The organism is Endozoicomonas sp. SESOKO2, from assembly GCF_024606245.1.
GTDB lineage: Bacteria > Pseudomonadota > Gammaproteobacteria > Pseudomonadales > Endozoicomonadaceae > Endozoicomonas_A.
In genome coordinates, this window is record NZ_JAHHPQ010000217.1 from 1 (window position 1) to 15,568 (window position 15,568).

Annotated in this window: 18 protein-coding genes; 14 read left to right on the forward strand and 4 right to left on the reverse strand. The window is 48.7% G+C overall.

Annotation, left to right across the window (positions count from 1 at the left end):
- The 4 genes from KDK17_RS05120 to plsX form a co-directional block, all read left to right on the forward strand.
- Positions 1-1,163, forward strand: a 1,163-nt coding sequence (locus KDK17_RS05120) for a hypothetical protein (protein WP_257287506.1), incomplete at its 5' end; no start/stop codon positions are given.
- A 279-nt stretch (positions 1,164-1,442) separates the two neighbouring features.
- On the forward strand, positions 1,443-2,006 hold the full coding sequence (locus KDK17_RS05125) for a YceD family protein (RefSeq protein ID WP_257252593.1): 564 nt from the start codon (positions 1,443-1,445) through the stop codon (positions 2,004-2,006).
- A gap of 3 nt (positions 2,007-2,009) precedes the next feature.
- Complete coding sequence (gene rpmF / locus KDK17_RS05130; protein WP_257252594.1) at positions 2,010-2,189, forward strand: 50S ribosomal protein L32; 180 nt, start codon at positions 2,010-2,012, stop codon at positions 2,187-2,189.
- 72 nt (positions 2,190-2,261) lie between these two features.
- Positions 2,262-3,308 (forward strand): phosphate acyltransferase PlsX, encoded by a 1,047-nt coding sequence (gene plsX, locus KDK17_RS05135; RefSeq protein ID WP_257252595.1) that lies wholly within the window; start codon positions 2,262-2,264, stop codon positions 3,306-3,308.
- Between the two features lie 122 nt (positions 3,309-3,430).
- On the opposite strand, the gene KDK17_RS05140 is transcribed toward plsX, so the two are convergent.
- Complete coding sequence (locus KDK17_RS05140; protein ID WP_257252597.1) at positions 3,431-4,276, reverse strand: MIP/aquaporin family protein; 846 nt, start codon at positions 4,274-4,276, stop codon at positions 3,431-3,433.
- A 415-nt stretch (positions 4,277-4,691) separates the two neighbouring features.
- Here KDK17_RS05140 and fabD point away from each other — a divergent pair, with 415 nt between their 5' ends.
- The 8 genes from fabD to KDK17_RS05180 all read left to right on the forward strand — a co-directional run bounded on the left by fabD (position 4,692) and on the right by KDK17_RS05180 (position 11,909).
- Complete coding sequence (gene fabD / locus KDK17_RS05145; protein ID WP_257287507.1) at positions 4,692-5,624, forward strand: ACP S-malonyltransferase; 933 nt, start codon at positions 4,692-4,694, stop codon at positions 5,622-5,624.
- Positions 5,625-5,690: 66 nt separating this feature from the next.
- Positions 5,691-6,437, forward strand: coding sequence for a 3-oxoacyl-ACP reductase FabG (fabG, locus tag KDK17_RS05150; RefSeq protein ID WP_257252599.1), 747 nt, complete (start codon positions 5,691-5,693; stop codon positions 6,435-6,437).
- A 187-nt stretch (positions 6,438-6,624) separates the two neighbouring features.
- Entirely contained in the window at positions 6,625-6,858 is a 234-nt protein-coding gene (acpP, locus tag KDK17_RS05155; protein ID WP_034842413.1) for an acyl carrier protein, read from the forward strand.
- A gap of 289 nt (positions 6,859-7,147) precedes the next feature.
- On the forward strand, positions 7,148-8,401 hold the full coding sequence (gene fabF / locus KDK17_RS05160) for a beta-ketoacyl-ACP synthase II (RefSeq protein WP_257252601.1): 1,254 nt from the start codon (positions 7,148-7,150) through the stop codon (positions 8,399-8,401).
- 5 nt (positions 8,402-8,406) lie between these two features.
- A complete protein-coding gene (gene pabC / locus KDK17_RS05165) occupies positions 8,407-9,240 on the forward strand; it encodes an aminodeoxychorismate lyase (RefSeq protein ID WP_257287508.1) in 834 nt (277 codons plus the stop codon).
- Entirely contained in the window at positions 9,233-10,279 is a 1,047-nt protein-coding gene (gene mltG, locus KDK17_RS05170) for an endolytic transglycosylase MltG (protein ID WP_257252603.1), read from the forward strand. The genes pabC and mltG overlap by 8 nt, the downstream gene beginning before the upstream one ends.
- The gene (gene tmk / locus KDK17_RS05175) at positions 10,279-10,920 is read left to right on the forward strand and encodes a dTMP kinase (protein WP_257252605.1); all 642 of its coding nucleotides are present in this window, start codon (positions 10,279-10,281) and stop codon (positions 10,918-10,920) included. The genes mltG and tmk overlap by 1 nt, the downstream gene beginning before the upstream one ends.
- Complete coding sequence (locus tag KDK17_RS05180) at positions 10,920-11,909, forward strand: DNA polymerase III subunit delta' (protein WP_257287509.1); 990 nt, start codon at positions 10,920-10,922, stop codon at positions 11,907-11,909. Before tmk ends, KDK17_RS05180 begins: the two co-directional genes overlap by 1 nt.
- Before the next feature lie 110 nt (positions 11,910-12,019).
- Here the strand turns inward: KDK17_RS05180 and KDK17_RS05185 are convergent, their stop codons facing one another.
- The 3 genes from KDK17_RS05185 to KDK17_RS05195 all read right to left on the reverse strand — a co-directional run bounded on the left by KDK17_RS05185 (position 12,020) and on the right by KDK17_RS05195 (position 14,439).
- On the reverse strand, positions 12,020-13,915 hold the full coding sequence (locus tag KDK17_RS05185; RefSeq protein ID WP_257287510.1) for an archaeal proteasome endopeptidase complex subunit alpha: 1,896 nt from the start codon (positions 13,913-13,915) through the stop codon (positions 12,020-12,022).
- A gap of 123 nt (positions 13,916-14,038) precedes the next feature.
- Complete coding sequence (locus KDK17_RS05190) at positions 14,039-14,260, reverse strand: hypothetical protein (RefSeq protein ID WP_257287511.1); 222 nt, start codon at positions 14,258-14,260, stop codon at positions 14,039-14,041.
- Entirely contained in the window at positions 14,257-14,439 is a 183-nt protein-coding gene (locus tag KDK17_RS05195) for a hypothetical protein (protein WP_257287512.1), read from the reverse strand. The genes KDK17_RS05190 and KDK17_RS05195 overlap by 4 nt, the downstream gene beginning before the upstream one ends.
- Positions 14,440-14,490: 51 nt before the next feature.
- Here KDK17_RS05195 and KDK17_RS05200 point away from each other — a divergent pair, with 51 nt between their 5' ends.
- Together KDK17_RS05200 and KDK17_RS05205 are read left to right on the forward strand one after the other, a co-directional pair.
- Positions 14,491-14,835, forward strand: coding sequence for a PilZ domain-containing protein (locus KDK17_RS05200; protein ID WP_257252610.1), 345 nt, complete (start codon positions 14,491-14,493; stop codon positions 14,833-14,835).
- A gap of 337 nt (positions 14,836-15,172) precedes the next feature.
- Positions 15,173-15,568 (forward strand): TatD family hydrolase (locus KDK17_RS05205; protein WP_257287513.1); only part of this gene is annotated, 396 nt, incomplete at its 3' end.

The following is a 15,568-nucleotide window of genomic DNA, read 5'->3' on the forward strand; positions in this document are numbered from 1 at the left end:
TAATTCAGGTGATGAGCTGGCCAAAAGCTACTCCTTTTTTTTTATCTACCATTCTGAAGTTTGAAGTGAACTATTGGTCTTTAAGTCTGATCAGGTATAAATTACATCCCCGGTTACCGTTAACCGAAAACTCCCGCGAGTTACTTGAGATAACATCGTTGATGACAGTTGGTTCAATTGTCTTCAAAGAAACCTACAGTTCATGGCCAAAAAAACCGGTTTTGGAAAGAATTTTATCAACGAGTGGACTTCTATCCAATGTCTTGTGTGGATTATCGATCAGTGATGGAGAAATAGCCATAGAGTCCGTGATTTTTCTGCATCTTATCGTTAAATCTATGACAGGTACCATAATAGATGTACTGTCTAAATTTACTATTGATATCGCTAACATTAAAACAGAGGGTGTTTATGTCGATTATGAATTTTTTGAAGTGTTTACTAAGTTGACGTCAATCAACGCCTTTTTAGGACTCAGTGTATATGGATTTTTGAAATTCAATAGCCTTGATATTTTGAAAAGAACGTTAAGTTGTATTACTTTCTTATCAATTTTATATATCTCTACCCGCATTATATCTGACCTTATTATTTTTGCTCCATCTACTCTTTTTCATGGATTTAACAAAGCTTTACTTGCAAGTAACTTATCGATTGCCTTAGTCGTAGTCTTAATCGCATTCGATGTTGCATTCGAATATGGAGCCATGATTCTAAACGAAAGCATGGCAATCGGAAGTGCATTCTCATTAGGAGCTTTATTCGGAAACTTTATCGGAGTAGTAAGTAGAGCCACTTTCGTTGTCAAAGCCGTTCAGCTAAAAACCACCGAAACCGAACTGAGCGCCAGAGCCGCTATCGGGACGGGAGTCTTGATTAGCACATCCGTAATGCTCATCATGGGTGGAATTCTGACCGTTGCCAGCAAAGGATTAATTCTAACAGATGCCAATGGCAGCACCCACTCAGGCAGGATGCTTAAAGTGGGGTTAGTCGCATCTTTATTCGCCTTGGCTAATAGCTATGCCAGATTTGTTGATAATGGGACTCCAGTAGACGAAACATTAAGTAAAACAGGTTGGGATCATTGGACGCGCCCTTACTCAACACTCCATCAAATATATGATTATCTGAATCAGAAGATTTATCCAATAGACAATTAACGCAGGTTCAACAGTCTGAATTTTGGTCGGTGCAGGATGATTCAGCTTTTCCGGGTAGAGCTTTTGTGTTTGGAATATCAGGCAATCATGTGGATTGACTCAAAAGTTCAGAAAAAAGTGTGCATAAACGGAAATTACATATTGTTATTGTTGCTTTGTAGTCCGTTGGTTGCAGGTCTGAACGTTAAACAGCTTAATGCGGTTAAACCCTTTGACAGAGACTTTTCTTGCCCCTATTATTGCGCGCTTATGACAACCAACCCGTGAACCCCGTGACTCATGGCTATCGGACAATTACCCAAAGCCTTTGATCCGCGTAAATTCGCGCGTCAAGGCAGGCAGTTTCAAGGCTCCCTGGCATTGAGTCAGTTTAGTCGGCTGGTAGACAGTCTGGTTGATGACAGGGGCGAAGTTCAGGTTGATCTTCGCTTTTCATTGAGTGAAAACAACCGGGTTGTGCTGGAAGGGCATGTTGAGGCAGAACTGAGCATGATCTGCCAGCGCTGTCTGGATGTGGCCAGGCTGCCTGTGCGAGCTGATCTCCATTTGATGGGGGTGCTGACCGACGAGCAGGCCAAAGCCCTGCCGGAAGACTTTGAACCGTTGATGTACGGTGATGAACCGGTAGAATTATTGCCTATTCTCGAGGAAGAGCTGATTCTGGCACTTCCGCTGGTGGCCTATCATCCGCCTGAGGACTGTTCAGCTCAGCAATACTTTACTACTGAGTCTGAAGAAGAGGCTCAGGCTGCTGCCATTGAGGCAGATGAAGAGCGCAAGAACAGTAACCCTTTCAGCGTTCTGGCCAAATTGAAAACAGATACTACGACCCAGGAGAGTTGACACATGGCTGTTCAGCAAAACCGTAAAACCCGTTCCAAGCGTAATATGCGCCGTTCCCACGATAGTCTGACTTCTGCTCAGCTGTCTGTGGAGGTAGCTTCCGGCGAAACTCATCGTCGTCACCACGTTTCTGCTGAAGGTTTCTACCGTGGCAAGAAAGTGGTTGAAACCGGCGAAGACTAAGTTCTCAGGTATGCTTGCCCTAAGGAATGAGTACAGTGATTGCTTTGCTGTCTCCCGGAGGCATGAAATAAAATGACATCAGGTGCAAACGCTGGTTCACAACTAACGGTTGCGCTTGATGTAATGAGCGGGGACGATGGTCCCCGTTCTCGTATACGGGCGGCTCTCAGAGCGCTCGAGCATTATTCTTCTCTTCATCTTCTGCTTGTCGGTGACAGGCAGCTCATTGAAGATTATCTTTCCGATACCGACTTCTCTGATCGGTCGCGCTTTACCCTGATTCACGCTGAAAAAACCGTTACCATGCACGACAAGCCTTCACTGGCACTCCGTGGAAAAAAAGATTCCTCGATGTGGAAAGTACTTGAGCTGGTCTCGAAGAGTACGGCGCAAGCCTGTGTAAGTGCAGGTAATACCGGAGCTCTCATGGCGATGGGGCGTTATGTACTAAAAACCTTTGCTGGTATTGATCGTCCGGCCATAGCGGCTTCTGTGCCTACGTACGATGGCAGTGCCCTGTTGATGGATATGGGGGCGAATGTTGATTGTACATCGATGCATCTCTACCAGTTTGCCATTATGGGGGCTCAGTTGGCTTCATCGGTGTACGGTGTAGAATCCCCGAAAGTGGCTCTGCTGAATATTGGTACCGAAGAAATGAAGGGGAATGAGCAGGTCAGGCTGGCTCATCATCTGCTCCTGGAAAAGCTTGAGGTACAGCAGGGGCTGGATTATATCGGCTTTGTAGAAGGGCATGATATTGTCAGTGGTCGGGCTGATGTGATTGTCTGCGATGGCTTTGTTGGTAATGTGGCCCTAAAAACGGGAGAGGGGGTTGCGAACTTGATGCGTAGTGGCTTGAGGTCTGTTTTTCGGCGTTCTCTGTTGAACAAGTTTCTTTATTTTTTGATTTCACCGCTGCTGAAAGAATTTAATCGCAAGGTTGATCCGGTGTTGCATAATGGAGCGAGTTTGCTTGGTTTGCAGGGGGTTGTGATCAAGAGTCACGGAGGGGCCGATGAAGAGGGTTTTTATCGGGCCATTTGTCAGGCGGTGAAGGAGGCGCAAAATGACGTTCCCGCCAGAATCGCTCAAGAGGTTGAAGAGCGGTTGCTCTAACAAAACCGGGCTGTCTGGCTATCCTTTCCATATACCATTAATGACCTCGTTGTCTGGTCAGGTCATTCCGGTCTCTGAGGGAAATCAGGCAACCCGACAGAAGTCGTATGTGGTGATGTTAGTTATTTGCCCGGTGTTGTTGTTTTGCTAATTCTGTCATGTTCTAAAGCTGTTGTGTCCTTCATTAATGGTTCAACAACACCTATGAAACATAAAGCGGCCATGATGCCACCGATAATCGGGCCCAGGACATACACCGTCAAAAAACCATAATGATTATCAGGAAACGCCGCGCTCGCCCAGCCGAACATCGACGCCAGCAGTCGGGGGGATAAATCTCTGGCCGGGTTGAGTCCCGCCTGGGTCAGAGGCGCAATAATTGAAATAATGGCGGTAACCGTTAAACCGATAAACAATGGGGTCAATGCCTGATCCGGTCGCCCGGTGTTGCAGGTTTCGGTCAGGGCCAGAATCATAAAGACCAGGGTGAATGTGCCGGTGCACTCGGCAAAAAAAGCATTGGCCGTGGAAACTGAGGCGATCTGTCCTGCCATCGGATTGGGGTAATACTCACCAAACATCATTGCACTTGCTATGGATGATTCGTTGCCGCGGATAATGCCATGGACTAGCTCATACTGCATGATTGAGCTGGAGAAGAGCAGGTAAACCAGGGCGGCGGCCACAAATGCACCGGCAAACTGGGCTGCGAGGTAGCAGGGTAGTAATGTTGCAGGCATCCGACGACTGACCACCATAGCAATGCTCACTGCTGGATTGAGGTGAGCACAGGAAAGGCGTCGGGTGGCGTAAATTGCCAGTGTTACTGCCAGACCCCAGACCATAGCTACCTGGAAGAGTCCGGCATGGGCAGAAAACAATACTGTTACTGCCACTGAGCCACAGCCAAATAAAACCAGGATAAAGGTGCCTATGAACTCTCCGGCAAAGCCCTTCAGATATTTCATTCCAGTCATTCTCCTGATGATTTATGTCTGGTCATCCGATGCATATGCAAACAGTTAAGCTTCTCTGAACCAATCTAAAGGACGCAATGATCTGGGCGACGGGGTGGTTTCCGGATGTTGATTGAACTTCCCGGGTGCAAAGAAAGGTCTACAAGAATCAGAAAGAAGGTAGTTCACAGGCTTGCTCTGCGCAAGCCCTGCACCCATCTCTCTGTCTGGTTTGGTGGAGGTCTCGCGTTTGAAGCTATGTCATGGCTTTATACCTTTGCGTTCATAGTTGTTTCAGTTGGAAACATAAATTTACCAACCTTGGGTTCGACTTTTTCTATAATTGCCTGGATTTTTCGGGAGAAGTGAATCTATAAAAGGCAGGCTTCTCTCAACGATTGGCTATATCAGGACTAGACCCAAAGCAATGACGGATTTACTTGCATTTGTTTTTCCGGGGCAGGGATCCCAGTCGGTGGGCATGCTTGCAGACCATATCGACCATCCCGTTGTCGTTCAGGCCTTCACTGAAGCTGCTGAGGTGCTTGGGTTTGATTTGCTCAAGTTGACCATTGCAGGGCCGGGGGAAGAACTCAATAAGACGGAAAATACCCAGCCAGCAGTGCTCACCGCCAGCGTGGCGTTGTGGCGTCTCTGGCTTGAGAAGGATGGTGAGCAGCCTGCCTTTATGGCGGGTCACAGTCTGGGTGAGTACTCGGCACTTGTGTGCTCGGGGGCGATGAAGTTTTCTGATGCCGTACGGGTGGTTCGCCAGCGTGGTCTCTTCATGCAAGAGGCTGTTCCCGCAGGTAGTGGTGCCATGGCTGCCATTCTCGGTCTTGACGATCAGCAGGTGATCTCACTCTGTCTGGATGCTGCCCGGGGAGATGTGGTTGAAGCGGTTAACTTTAACTCGCCCGGTCAGGTTGTTATTGCCGGTGAAAAAGAAGCAGTGGCCCGTGCGGTTGAGCTGGCTGAAGAGGCAGGTGCCAGAAAAGCGATGCCCTTACCTGTGAGTGTGCCTTCTCACTGTGCGCTGATGAAGTCGGCGGCAGAGAAACTGGCTGTTGAGCTGGGGCTTATCGAGTTTAGTGAGCCTTCGATCACAGTGATACAAAATGTTACTGCAGAGCCATGTTCAGAGCCGGAAAAAATTCGTGAAAACCTGGTCAGACAGCTTTATAGTCCTGTTCGCTGGGTAGAGACGATTCAGTATCTGAATGAAGCAGGGGTAGCCCGGTTTGCTGAGTGTGGGCCTGGCAAGGTACTTGCGGGTCTGAACAAGCGGATCATTCGCAGGTCGCCAATAGCAACTCTTGAATCGGCATCCTCTTTCGAGGAATGGTCAGGTCAGTATTAAGCGATAAAGCAGCTTTTAATCGTGACTATTGAAAGTGCTTTTGCAGAAGAACAACAGGATAGAACTATGTCGAACCTTGAAGGCAAGGTAGCTCTGGTTACTGGTTCCAGTCGTGGAATTGGCAAGGCTATTGCCGTTGATCTGGGCAAGCAGGGGGCTGTTGTAGTGGGTACTGCTACTTCACAGTCGGGCGCTGAAAGAATCACTGAAATGCTGCAGGCGGAAGGAATAAAAGGCTGTGGTATGGTATTGAACGTCTCTGTGGCTGGCAATTGTTCTGAAGTGGTCAAATCCGTGACATCTGAATTTGGCGCCCCCCGGATTCTGGTGAACAATGCTGGTATTACCCGTGACAACATACTGATGAGAATGAAGGATGATGAATGGGATGCTGTCATTAATACCAACCTGAGTTCTATATACAGAATGAGTAAGGCAGTGTTGAGAGGTATGACCAAGGCTCGCTGGGGGCGCATTATCAATATCAGCTCCGTGGTCGGCTCCATGGGCAATCAGGGGCAATCGAATTATGCGGCGGCCAAGGCGGGTATAGAAGGCTTCAGTCGCTCTCTTGCCAGAGAGGTTGGCTCCCGTCAGATCTCTGTGAATACAGTGGCACCAGGCTTTATCGATACCGATATGACCCGTGAGTTACCGGAAGAACACAGAACCTTTTTGCAGTCACAGGTGCCAATGGCCCGTCTCGGACAGCCCGAAGAAATTTCTGGAGTGGTGGCTTTTCTGGCCAGTGATGCAGCCGGTTACATTACCGGAGAAACCATTCACGTGAATGGCGGGATGTACATGGGTTAGAGGTCGTGCAATGTTATTGGCACTTGATACGTGTCAAAAACCCTCTGATTAAAGATGAAATTTTCGGTAATATAATGGGCCTGTCCTTGAAATTACCGCAAGCGTTTATATATAGTAATTGACCGCAGATAGGGTGGTCTTCAAATCGCCCTTCTGCACCCGAATATCCATAGGAGCACAACCAGGTATGAGTACCATTGAAGAGCGCGTCAAAAAGATCGTTTGCGAACAGCTTGGCGTAAAAGCAGAGGAAGTCACCAACAGTGCGTCATTCGTAGAGGACCTCGGCGCGGACTCTCTGGACACCGTTGAGCTGGTAATGGCTCTGGAAGAAGAGTTTGAAACTGAGATTCCAGACGAAGAAGCTGAAAAGATCACCACAGTTCAGGAAGCAATCGACTACGTTGTTGCTCATTCCTGATTCTGTCCGGGCTGCATGCGAATAGCTGTATCCTGAAAAAGCCGTACGCAGTAAATTGCGTGCGGCTTTTGTATTTTTACTGTGAGAAACATGGTCGGGACATAACACACTCACATAAAGATTAATGTCATCATTTTTACATGATCATTTAGCATGATTTTTTGTAAACCTGTGGCCATAACTATTTTATGACTCGTGAGACGGCTGAGCTTCATGATTAATTATCAGCGCCCCTGAGGCCCGGGCACAAAAAATAAAGTCAGAAGATCTGATGCAGGAGTGAATTGTTTTGTCGCATAGAAGAGTAGTGGTAACCGGGCTAGGGGCTTTATCTCCGGTAGGTCTGGGAGTTGATCAGAGCTGGCAGTCTGTACTGGCTGGTTGCAGTGGTGTTGAAACTATCGATCATCTGGATGCTGAGAAATTCAGTGTCAGTATCTGTGGGGTAGTAAAAGGCTTTGAGGCAGGTGACTACTTCAATCCTAAAGACGCCCGGAAAATGGATGTTTTTATCCAGTATGCACTGGCGGCTTCCATTGAGGCGATGAAAGATGCGGGGCTGGATGGGAGTGATTTGCTGAGAGGCGATAATGTCGGTCGCTATGGTGTTGTCATTGGTTCCGGTATTGGTGGCATAACGTCTATTGAGCAAAACTATGATACGCTTCATAAATGCGGTCCTCGTCGTATATCCCCCTTCTTCATACCGGCGGCAATCATCAATATGGCGGCTGGCTGGTTGTCCATGCACTACAATCTGCAGGGGCCTAACTTTGCAACTTCTACTGCCTGTGCAACGGGCAGTCATGCTCTGGCCCTGGCCGCCAGAACCATTGCCTACGGTGATGCTGACGTTATGGTCGCCGGTGGTGCCGAAAAAGCCTCTTCGGCACTGGGTATGACCGGATTTGCCGCGGCCAGAGCCCTGTCTACAAGAAATGATCAGCCTGAAGCCGCCAGCCGTCCCTGGGATAAAGATCGGGATGGCTTTGTGCTGGGTGATGGTGCTGGTGTCATGGTTTTGGAAGAGTACGAGCATGCTGTACGACGTGGTGCCACTATTTATGCAGAACTCAGTGGTGTAGGCATGAGTGGTGATGCTTATCACATGACATCACCACCTGAAGATGGTCGCGGAGCGGCCAGAGCTATGCAGTCAGCGTTGGATGACGCTGGCCTTAAGGCAGAACAGGTGGCCTATATTAATGCCCACGGTACCTCTACGCCTGCCGGTGATATTGCTGAAACCAAAGCGGTGCACAGGGTTTTTGGTCATGCTGCCAGACAGGTTGCGGTCAGCTCTACCAAATCCATGACAGGTCATTTGTTGGGGGCGGCCGGGTCGCTGGAGGCCGTGTTTGCTGTAAAATCGCTGCAAAATAATATCGCGCCTCCCACGATTAATCTGGAAAATCCGGGTGAAGGCTGTGATCTGGATTATGTGCCCGGAAGAGCCAGGTCCATTGAGATGGAGCATGTGCTCTCCAACTCATTCGGGTTTGGGGGAACCAATGTGACTCTGGCTTTCTCGAGACTGGATTAGAAACTTTGGATAATCGTCATCCCGCCAGCTGGGTCAATGGTGAGCCAGCTTCTGAAGTATTGATCAGTGACAGAGGTCTGGCATACGGCGATGGTGTTTTTGAAACCATCCGTGTTCAGGCCGGTGCCCCCACTCTTTTTGATCTTCATTGCAAAAGGCTTTGTTCCGGTATGGCTGTATTGGGTATTCCTTTTGATCTGGAGGCGTTCAAAAATGAAGTCAGTGACTTTTTGCAAACGCAGAATCTGAAGGAAGGGGTCCTCAAAGCCATTGTGACCCGTGGCACTGGCGGTCGCGGATATAACCCACAGGGTTGTGACAGACCTTGCCGAATTCTCTCTTTTCATTCTTTGCCGGTCTATCCTGGTAACCCGGCGATCAGGGGCGTCAGGCTACATCAATGTAACACCAGGCTCGGTGATAATGCCTTCGCCGGATTAAAACATCTTAATCGTCTCGAGAATGTCATGGCACGCTCTGAATGGCAGGGTACCGATTGTCTGGAAGGTTTGTTACTGGGTATGGACGACAGGCTTGTAGAGGGAACCATGAGTAATTTATTCCTGGTATCCGGCAAAACCCTGAGGACACCGTGTCTTCGCAAATCAGGGGTCAAAGGAGTTTGCAGAGATCTGATTATGGGGCAGGCTCGTCAATGGGGTTTTCATGTGGAAACGGGTGATTATCATCTGAAAGATCTTGCCGGGGCCGATGAGGTATTTGTTTGTAACAGTGTTAACGGAATTTGGCCGGTGATTGCCTGTGGCTGTTTGCACTGGTCAGTGGGTAGTGTGACCCGGACAGTCAGGGGTAGGGTTCAGGAAGTTTTGAATGCTTAAAAAGTTGTCATTTTCAGTGATGGGTCTCTGTCTTGCAGGATTGCTGGCAGCCGTTGTATGTTGGAAGGCGTTGGACTGGTACGGCGATCAGCCCGTAAATGAACCAGACACTGGAAGCAACCTGGAGTTTACTATTTCCCAGGGCGAGTCGATGACTCGAGTGGCAGACAGTCTGGCTGAGTCGGGCTGGCTTCAATACCCAAAGATCTTTGTGCTCCTGGCCAGAATAGAGAAAGCGGCCGGTGGCATTCATGCCGGGGATTATCTGATTCCGGCCGGGATCACCCATAGGGAATTGCTGAAGGTTTTTACTTCTGGCCAAGTGCGCTACTACAACGTGACGCTGGTTGAGGGCTACACGCTGAAAGAGGTAATAGCCATTTTAAATCAACACGAAAAACTGTCTTCACCTATGGATGAGAAGGCGCTGCAATCTCTCTATAAAAGTCTGGCCATAGAATTGAACCCTGAAGGTCTGTTTTACCCTGATACTTATTTCTTCCAGGCTGGTGCCTCGGTTGAATCCATACTCAGACGGGCTTACAACCGAATGGATTCAGTACTCGGTGAAGAATGGGAAAAGCGTGCTGAAGGACTCCCATACAAGAATCCCTACGAGGCACTGATTATGGCCTCTCTGGTAGAAAAAGAAACGGGTGTGGCTTACGAGCGTGGTGAAATTGCGGGTGTTTTTGTCAGACGTTTGCAAAAAGGTATGAGGCTACAAACTGATCCCACCGTGATTTATGGTCTGGGTGATCGCTATAAAGGGAATATCAGTCGACAAATGCTTCGGGGAGTCACACCGTACAACACGTACATTATCAAAGGATTACCTCCCACGCCTATCGCCATCGCTGGTCGGGAAGCCATTCATGCTGCTTTGCATCCGAAAGATGGTAAATCAATCTATTTTGTCGCGAAGGGTGATGGGACACATTATTTTTCAAAAACACTGGCAGAGCATAATCGAGCTGTCAGAAAGTATCAGATTGAACAGCGTCGTGAGGATTACCGATCGACTGTGGAGGCTCAATAATGGCTAATGCTCCCTCCGGCTTTTTCCTGACGATTGAAGGTGGTGAAGGTGCGGGTAAAACGACGGCGGTCGATTTTATTAAAAGTTGGATGACAAGCCATCGGCTGGCGTTTATTGAAACCCGGGAGCCGGGTGGTACCCGGGTTGCGGAACAGCTTCGTTCGCTGTTGCTGGGGCATCATGGTGAGCCGTTATCTGATATAACTGAATTGCTGATGATGTTTGCCGCTCGCTCGCAAAATATTTTTCATAATGTTCTGCCCGGGCTGGAAGCAGGAAAAATCGTACTTTGTGATCGTTTTACCGATGCCACCTATGCCTACCAAGGCGGTGGTCGAGGCCTTAATACGCAACCGGTTGAGGCTTTGGAGAATCTGGTACAGGGCTCTCTGCGTCCGGATATGACCATTCTGTTGGATGTTGATCCTGAAACAGGCATGGCCAGAGCCAAAGGGCGAGGTGGCAGGCTGGATCGGATTGAGCAGGAAAAAATGGACTTTTTTATCCGGGTTCGCAATGCCTATCTGGAAAGGGCGAAGCTGTTTCCAGAGCAGTTTGAAGTCATTGATGCCGGACAACCCCTTGAAAGTGTTCAACGGCAGTTGTTGGAAGTGCTCTCAAGAAGACTGGGAGAACGCTGATGAAAGACTGGAGCATTTTTCCCTGGCAAAACACTCAGTGGGAGCGAATGGTTCACTGCCAGCAGTCGGATAATTTGGCCCATGCCTATTTGCTCAGAGGTTTGCCGGGTACCGGAAAGCTCCAGTTTGCCAGAGCACTTTCAGCGTATCTGTTGTGCATGAATCCTCAGGCGACGGGTGCCTGTGGTCACTGCAAGGAGTGTGAGCTACTGAAGGCAGGCACGCATCCTGACTTGACACTGCTGGAGCCTGATGAGCCTGGCCGACCTATTCGAATTGATCGTATTCGAAAGTTGAACGAATTTGCCCATAAAACAGCCCAGCAGGGAGGGCGCAGGGTGATTATCCTGAGTCCGGCAGAAGCGATGAATGTCAATGCGGCCAATGCTTTGCTCAAATGTCTCGAAGAGCCGGGGGAAGATACCATTTTCCTGCTGGTTAGTGTCCGTTCTGGCGATATGCTGCCTACCATTCGCAGTCGTTGTCAGCAATTAAACTTTGCTGCACCGGAAAGAACAGAAGCGGAGCAGTGGTTAGCTTCACAACTGGAAGATTCGAGTCTGGTATCGCAATTGTTGGATCTCACGGCTAATTCGCCTTTGGAGGCTAAACGTTTTTCAGATCAGGGACTGCTAGAAAAAAGAGAAGCGCTGGCTGATGGTGTGAAAGGACTTTTCAAGGGGAAGCTAACCCCTGTGGAATTGGCTAAAAACTGGCAGTCAGAGGATTTGGCTCTGACGATTGGCTGGATAATGGGTTGGCTCGATGATGCCGTTAAGCTGGGTTTGGGTGGTGATCCGTCAGACCTTCGAAACCGAGATCAGTTGAAAATGCTCGAGTATCTGGCTCGAAAAAGTAATGCCAGAGACCTCCTGCAAGAGAGGGAGTGGTTGATATCGCAAAGACAATCCCTGCTGGAAGGGGGCAATCTTAATCCGCAGATATTAATGGAAGGTGTCTTCTGCCGCTGCCTTGAGTGGGTTTTGTAAATGATCCTGAGTGAGCGATGTCAGATAGAACAACTGGCATTACTCATCATTCAGAACAGGTTGATCAGGTCTTTTCTGCTCTCTCAAAAATCAAACCGTCATTTGATAAATTACTGCTCGTCACGACGGCGCTTGTTGGCGGCCTCTTCATCACGCTCTTTGTTCAGAACAGTCACCAACTGCTCAAGCTCAGCAAGAGCCAGGCGTCTGGATGAGTGATCAGGCTCAAGCACCATCAGCTCGATGTTGCGAGCACCAGATTCGACAGCTTCCAGCAGTCCCTTCAGTGCGACTTTAATAGTGTCATCGCGGCTCATATCATCCTTGTATTCTCTCTCCAGCAGCTCCAACACAGCCTTACTCTTCCTTCCGACAGAACAGGCTTTCCAGCTGACGCATACCCCGGAGGGCTCAGTCTGCCAGAGCTGAGGGGAGCCATCATTGTTGAATCCACCAATGATGCAGGCAACACCGTAAGGGCGACAACCTCCATGCTGAGTAGCTTTCTGCTGTACCTCGGCGACGCGACGGGCGATGCTGTTGATATTCATGGCGTCCTCGAAGGATAAACGAAAACTCTGGCACTCCAGCTGAGCCTTTCGGATCAGGACGCGGGCGTCAGCAGACAGACCAGCGAAGGCCAGGTGAGCGTGCTCATCAAGTTGGACGATTTTACGGTTAGTCTGGCTCTGCAGCAGCTGCAACGGCCTCTTTTCCACAGCCAAGACGACGGTGTCGGCAGATTTTACGCCAACCGCACAGAGACCGTGGCCGACAGCCTCTCCAGCGTACTCCACTTGTAACAAACGGCCGTCTCCAGAGAACAGACGACCGTCTCCAGAGGACAGACCGCCACCAGTAGCCGCAATTTTCTGCTGGTTGATCCGTTTTTGCCTTCCAGCCCTATCTCTAGATGCTGTGTCGTGTTCCGGGGTGCATTCTGATTGATGCATTACCTCCTGAGCCTCAGATCGAGTCGATCTTTCATTTCTTTCATTACTCTCGCCTTCAGGGCGTAATGGTCTTTGAGTACCAGTATGGTTGTTGGTATCCCGTTCAGGGCTCTCATGATTAACTATTTGACCAGGATGAAAAGGCTTCTTTCGAATGAAACGTTTCCATTCGTGCCAACCGCCACCCGCCGGCAGTGATGGGCCAAAAATCTCCGGATACAGTGACTCAAGAAAGCTCTGACAGTACTGACTGAACCACAAGTAAGCTTCAATCCTGCTGATGAACAATAGCTTGCCGTTGTGTTGGATGATGTAGGACGGCTGCCCATTAGTGTCCTGAACATAAAAGGCGGCCCCGTGAATGAATGTAAGAAATCTTAATAACGGGTCATCGGATAATGAGTTCAGTATCAGTTTATTAGCCCATCTGAAGACGGATCTGACGCTGTCGGTATCATTCTGAAGAGAGTCTGCTTCAGTGAGTTGCGGCCAGTTTTCCTCAGCAATATCGCTGACTCTCACCACGGCAGGAAACTCTGAAGGCACCAGCGGTTCTGGTGCGTCAGGGTCATTGTTATCAGAAGTATCAAAACCATTGCCTGCAAAGAGATGCGTGAGGTTGTGGGGTACGGGTAAATCAGGTTTATGAGTCAGCGATGCTGGCAGGCTGTTTTCCCGATCTACCGAATCGATGTCCGGGGTAATGATCTTTGTGATGATGCCCTGAATCGCCCAATGTTCATGACAATGTCCAGTTGTGTCAACGTATTCTACGGCGCTGGGTGGGTAAGAGGATTCCGGTTCCAAAGGTTCACTATCGCCTGAAGATTGCCAAACCTGGCCTGTAGCCAGAGTGACATTAAGGTCAGGCAAACGGTTCTTTGCTTCGGGAATATTTCGGTAAACAGTGGCAATCAGAGGTAAGAGCGAACTTAACGACATCTGTTCGGTGAAACTATTGACGGCCTCTGCTGGCTGTACCCTTGCCAGTTGCACTATAAAACAGGAAAAAAGAAACCTGCAAACGACAAGTGTGTAATATGTTTTCTTCATATCACCCTGGTATCCGTCATTCACTATCCCGGTCAGGAATAGATTGATTGCCACCTGTGATCGAATATAAAAATGACTGTCGAAGGGCTTTCCGTGATGCCAGCTAAATGCTTTTCCGTCCCATCAATTTTCAGAAATGGATACGTTGTTCAGCCCATAATGAATCCGATGCCCGATAGCAGGATAGACCATCAGGCAGAGGGCTATTATATGTTCCATTGCCACAAAGGTATGCTTGTTTACAGAACTACGACCTCGCTTGCCGCCGTGTTTTTTTCGTCCCCAATAGGTATCATCGACTGACAAGTCGCCTGTTAAGCGATGGCTTTCATCACGTTTTTTCATTCTCTCATCAGATTGTGTTTCAGACGCCATGAAACGTTGTACGAAATACCCGGCTGACACGGTATTTCAAGGGCTGCAATAGCTGTATCAAAGGGTGGTTTTTTGGCGGCATAGCCGGGAGAAATAGCCTCTGTCAACTCATCCCTGGACGGGTTACACTGACTGAAAGGTAAGCTCAAAATCCGTATCAGTTACCAGAAAAAAATAATCACTATGTCAGGAGAAGAACGATGAGCCGTGGAAAGGGTGGTATGTCAGGTATTTTGTCTTTGACGATCAAAGACACTTCTTCTCTCTATTCATCCTATATGCCTTTTATAACCGGTGGTGGGTTGTTTATTCCGACGTCAAAGCGTTACTCACTGGGGGACGAAGTTTTTATTCGTCTGACTCTGATGGATGAAGCGGATAAATTACCTGTTCCCGGGAAGGTGGTCTGGATCACACCCCAGGGCTCTGCCCGAATGGCCGGGATAGGTGTTCAGTTTACCGATGCGACAGATACAGTCAGAACCAAAATAGAGATGTATCTGGCTGCGGCGCTCAAGTCCGATCGCGAGACCAGTACTATGTAAAGCTCATGTAAGGTTCTGTCCTCAAGCAGTCTCGCTGCTTGAGGTTGTAAGTACCTGGTCAGGTATTTATTCACCCGTTATTTGATTCTTGGTGACCTGACCTGACCTGACCTGACATGACCTGGGACTGGGATACTGGCTTTGAGTTGTTTTTACAGAAAGAAGCATAATTACTGATCCGGTTGGCGGCCTTACAGGGTGATTGCGCAGAATGGAGTAATGCACAGGAGAGCGGTTTGAGCCCAGTTTTGTCTGGCGCTTGAGGTAAGAGGGACGCGCATGAGGTATTATGGGGAGTCATTTTGCCTGAATACTATTGAACTAATTACGACTGAATATGTTGATTGATTCACATTGCCATCTCGACCGTCTCAAGCTCGACAGCTATGACGGTGATCTGGACGCAGCACTTGACGCAGCAAGACAGGCGGGGGTTGAAAGAATGCTTTGCGCGGGCATTGATCTTGAGCATGCAGATGCTGTGGTTGATCTGGCAGATAAATATCAGGATGTGTATGCCTCGGTTGGAATACATCCTCTCGAAAAAGAAGCAGCCGAGCCAGATCTGCAAACCCTCCTGCATTATGCGGCTCACCCAAAGGTGATTGCCATAGGTGAGAGTGGTCTTGATTATTATTATTCGGCTGACAATAAAGAAAGGCAGCAGGAGCGGTTCAGAATTCATTTGCAGGCGGCTGAAAAGTCAGAACTTCCCATTATTGTTCACACCAGG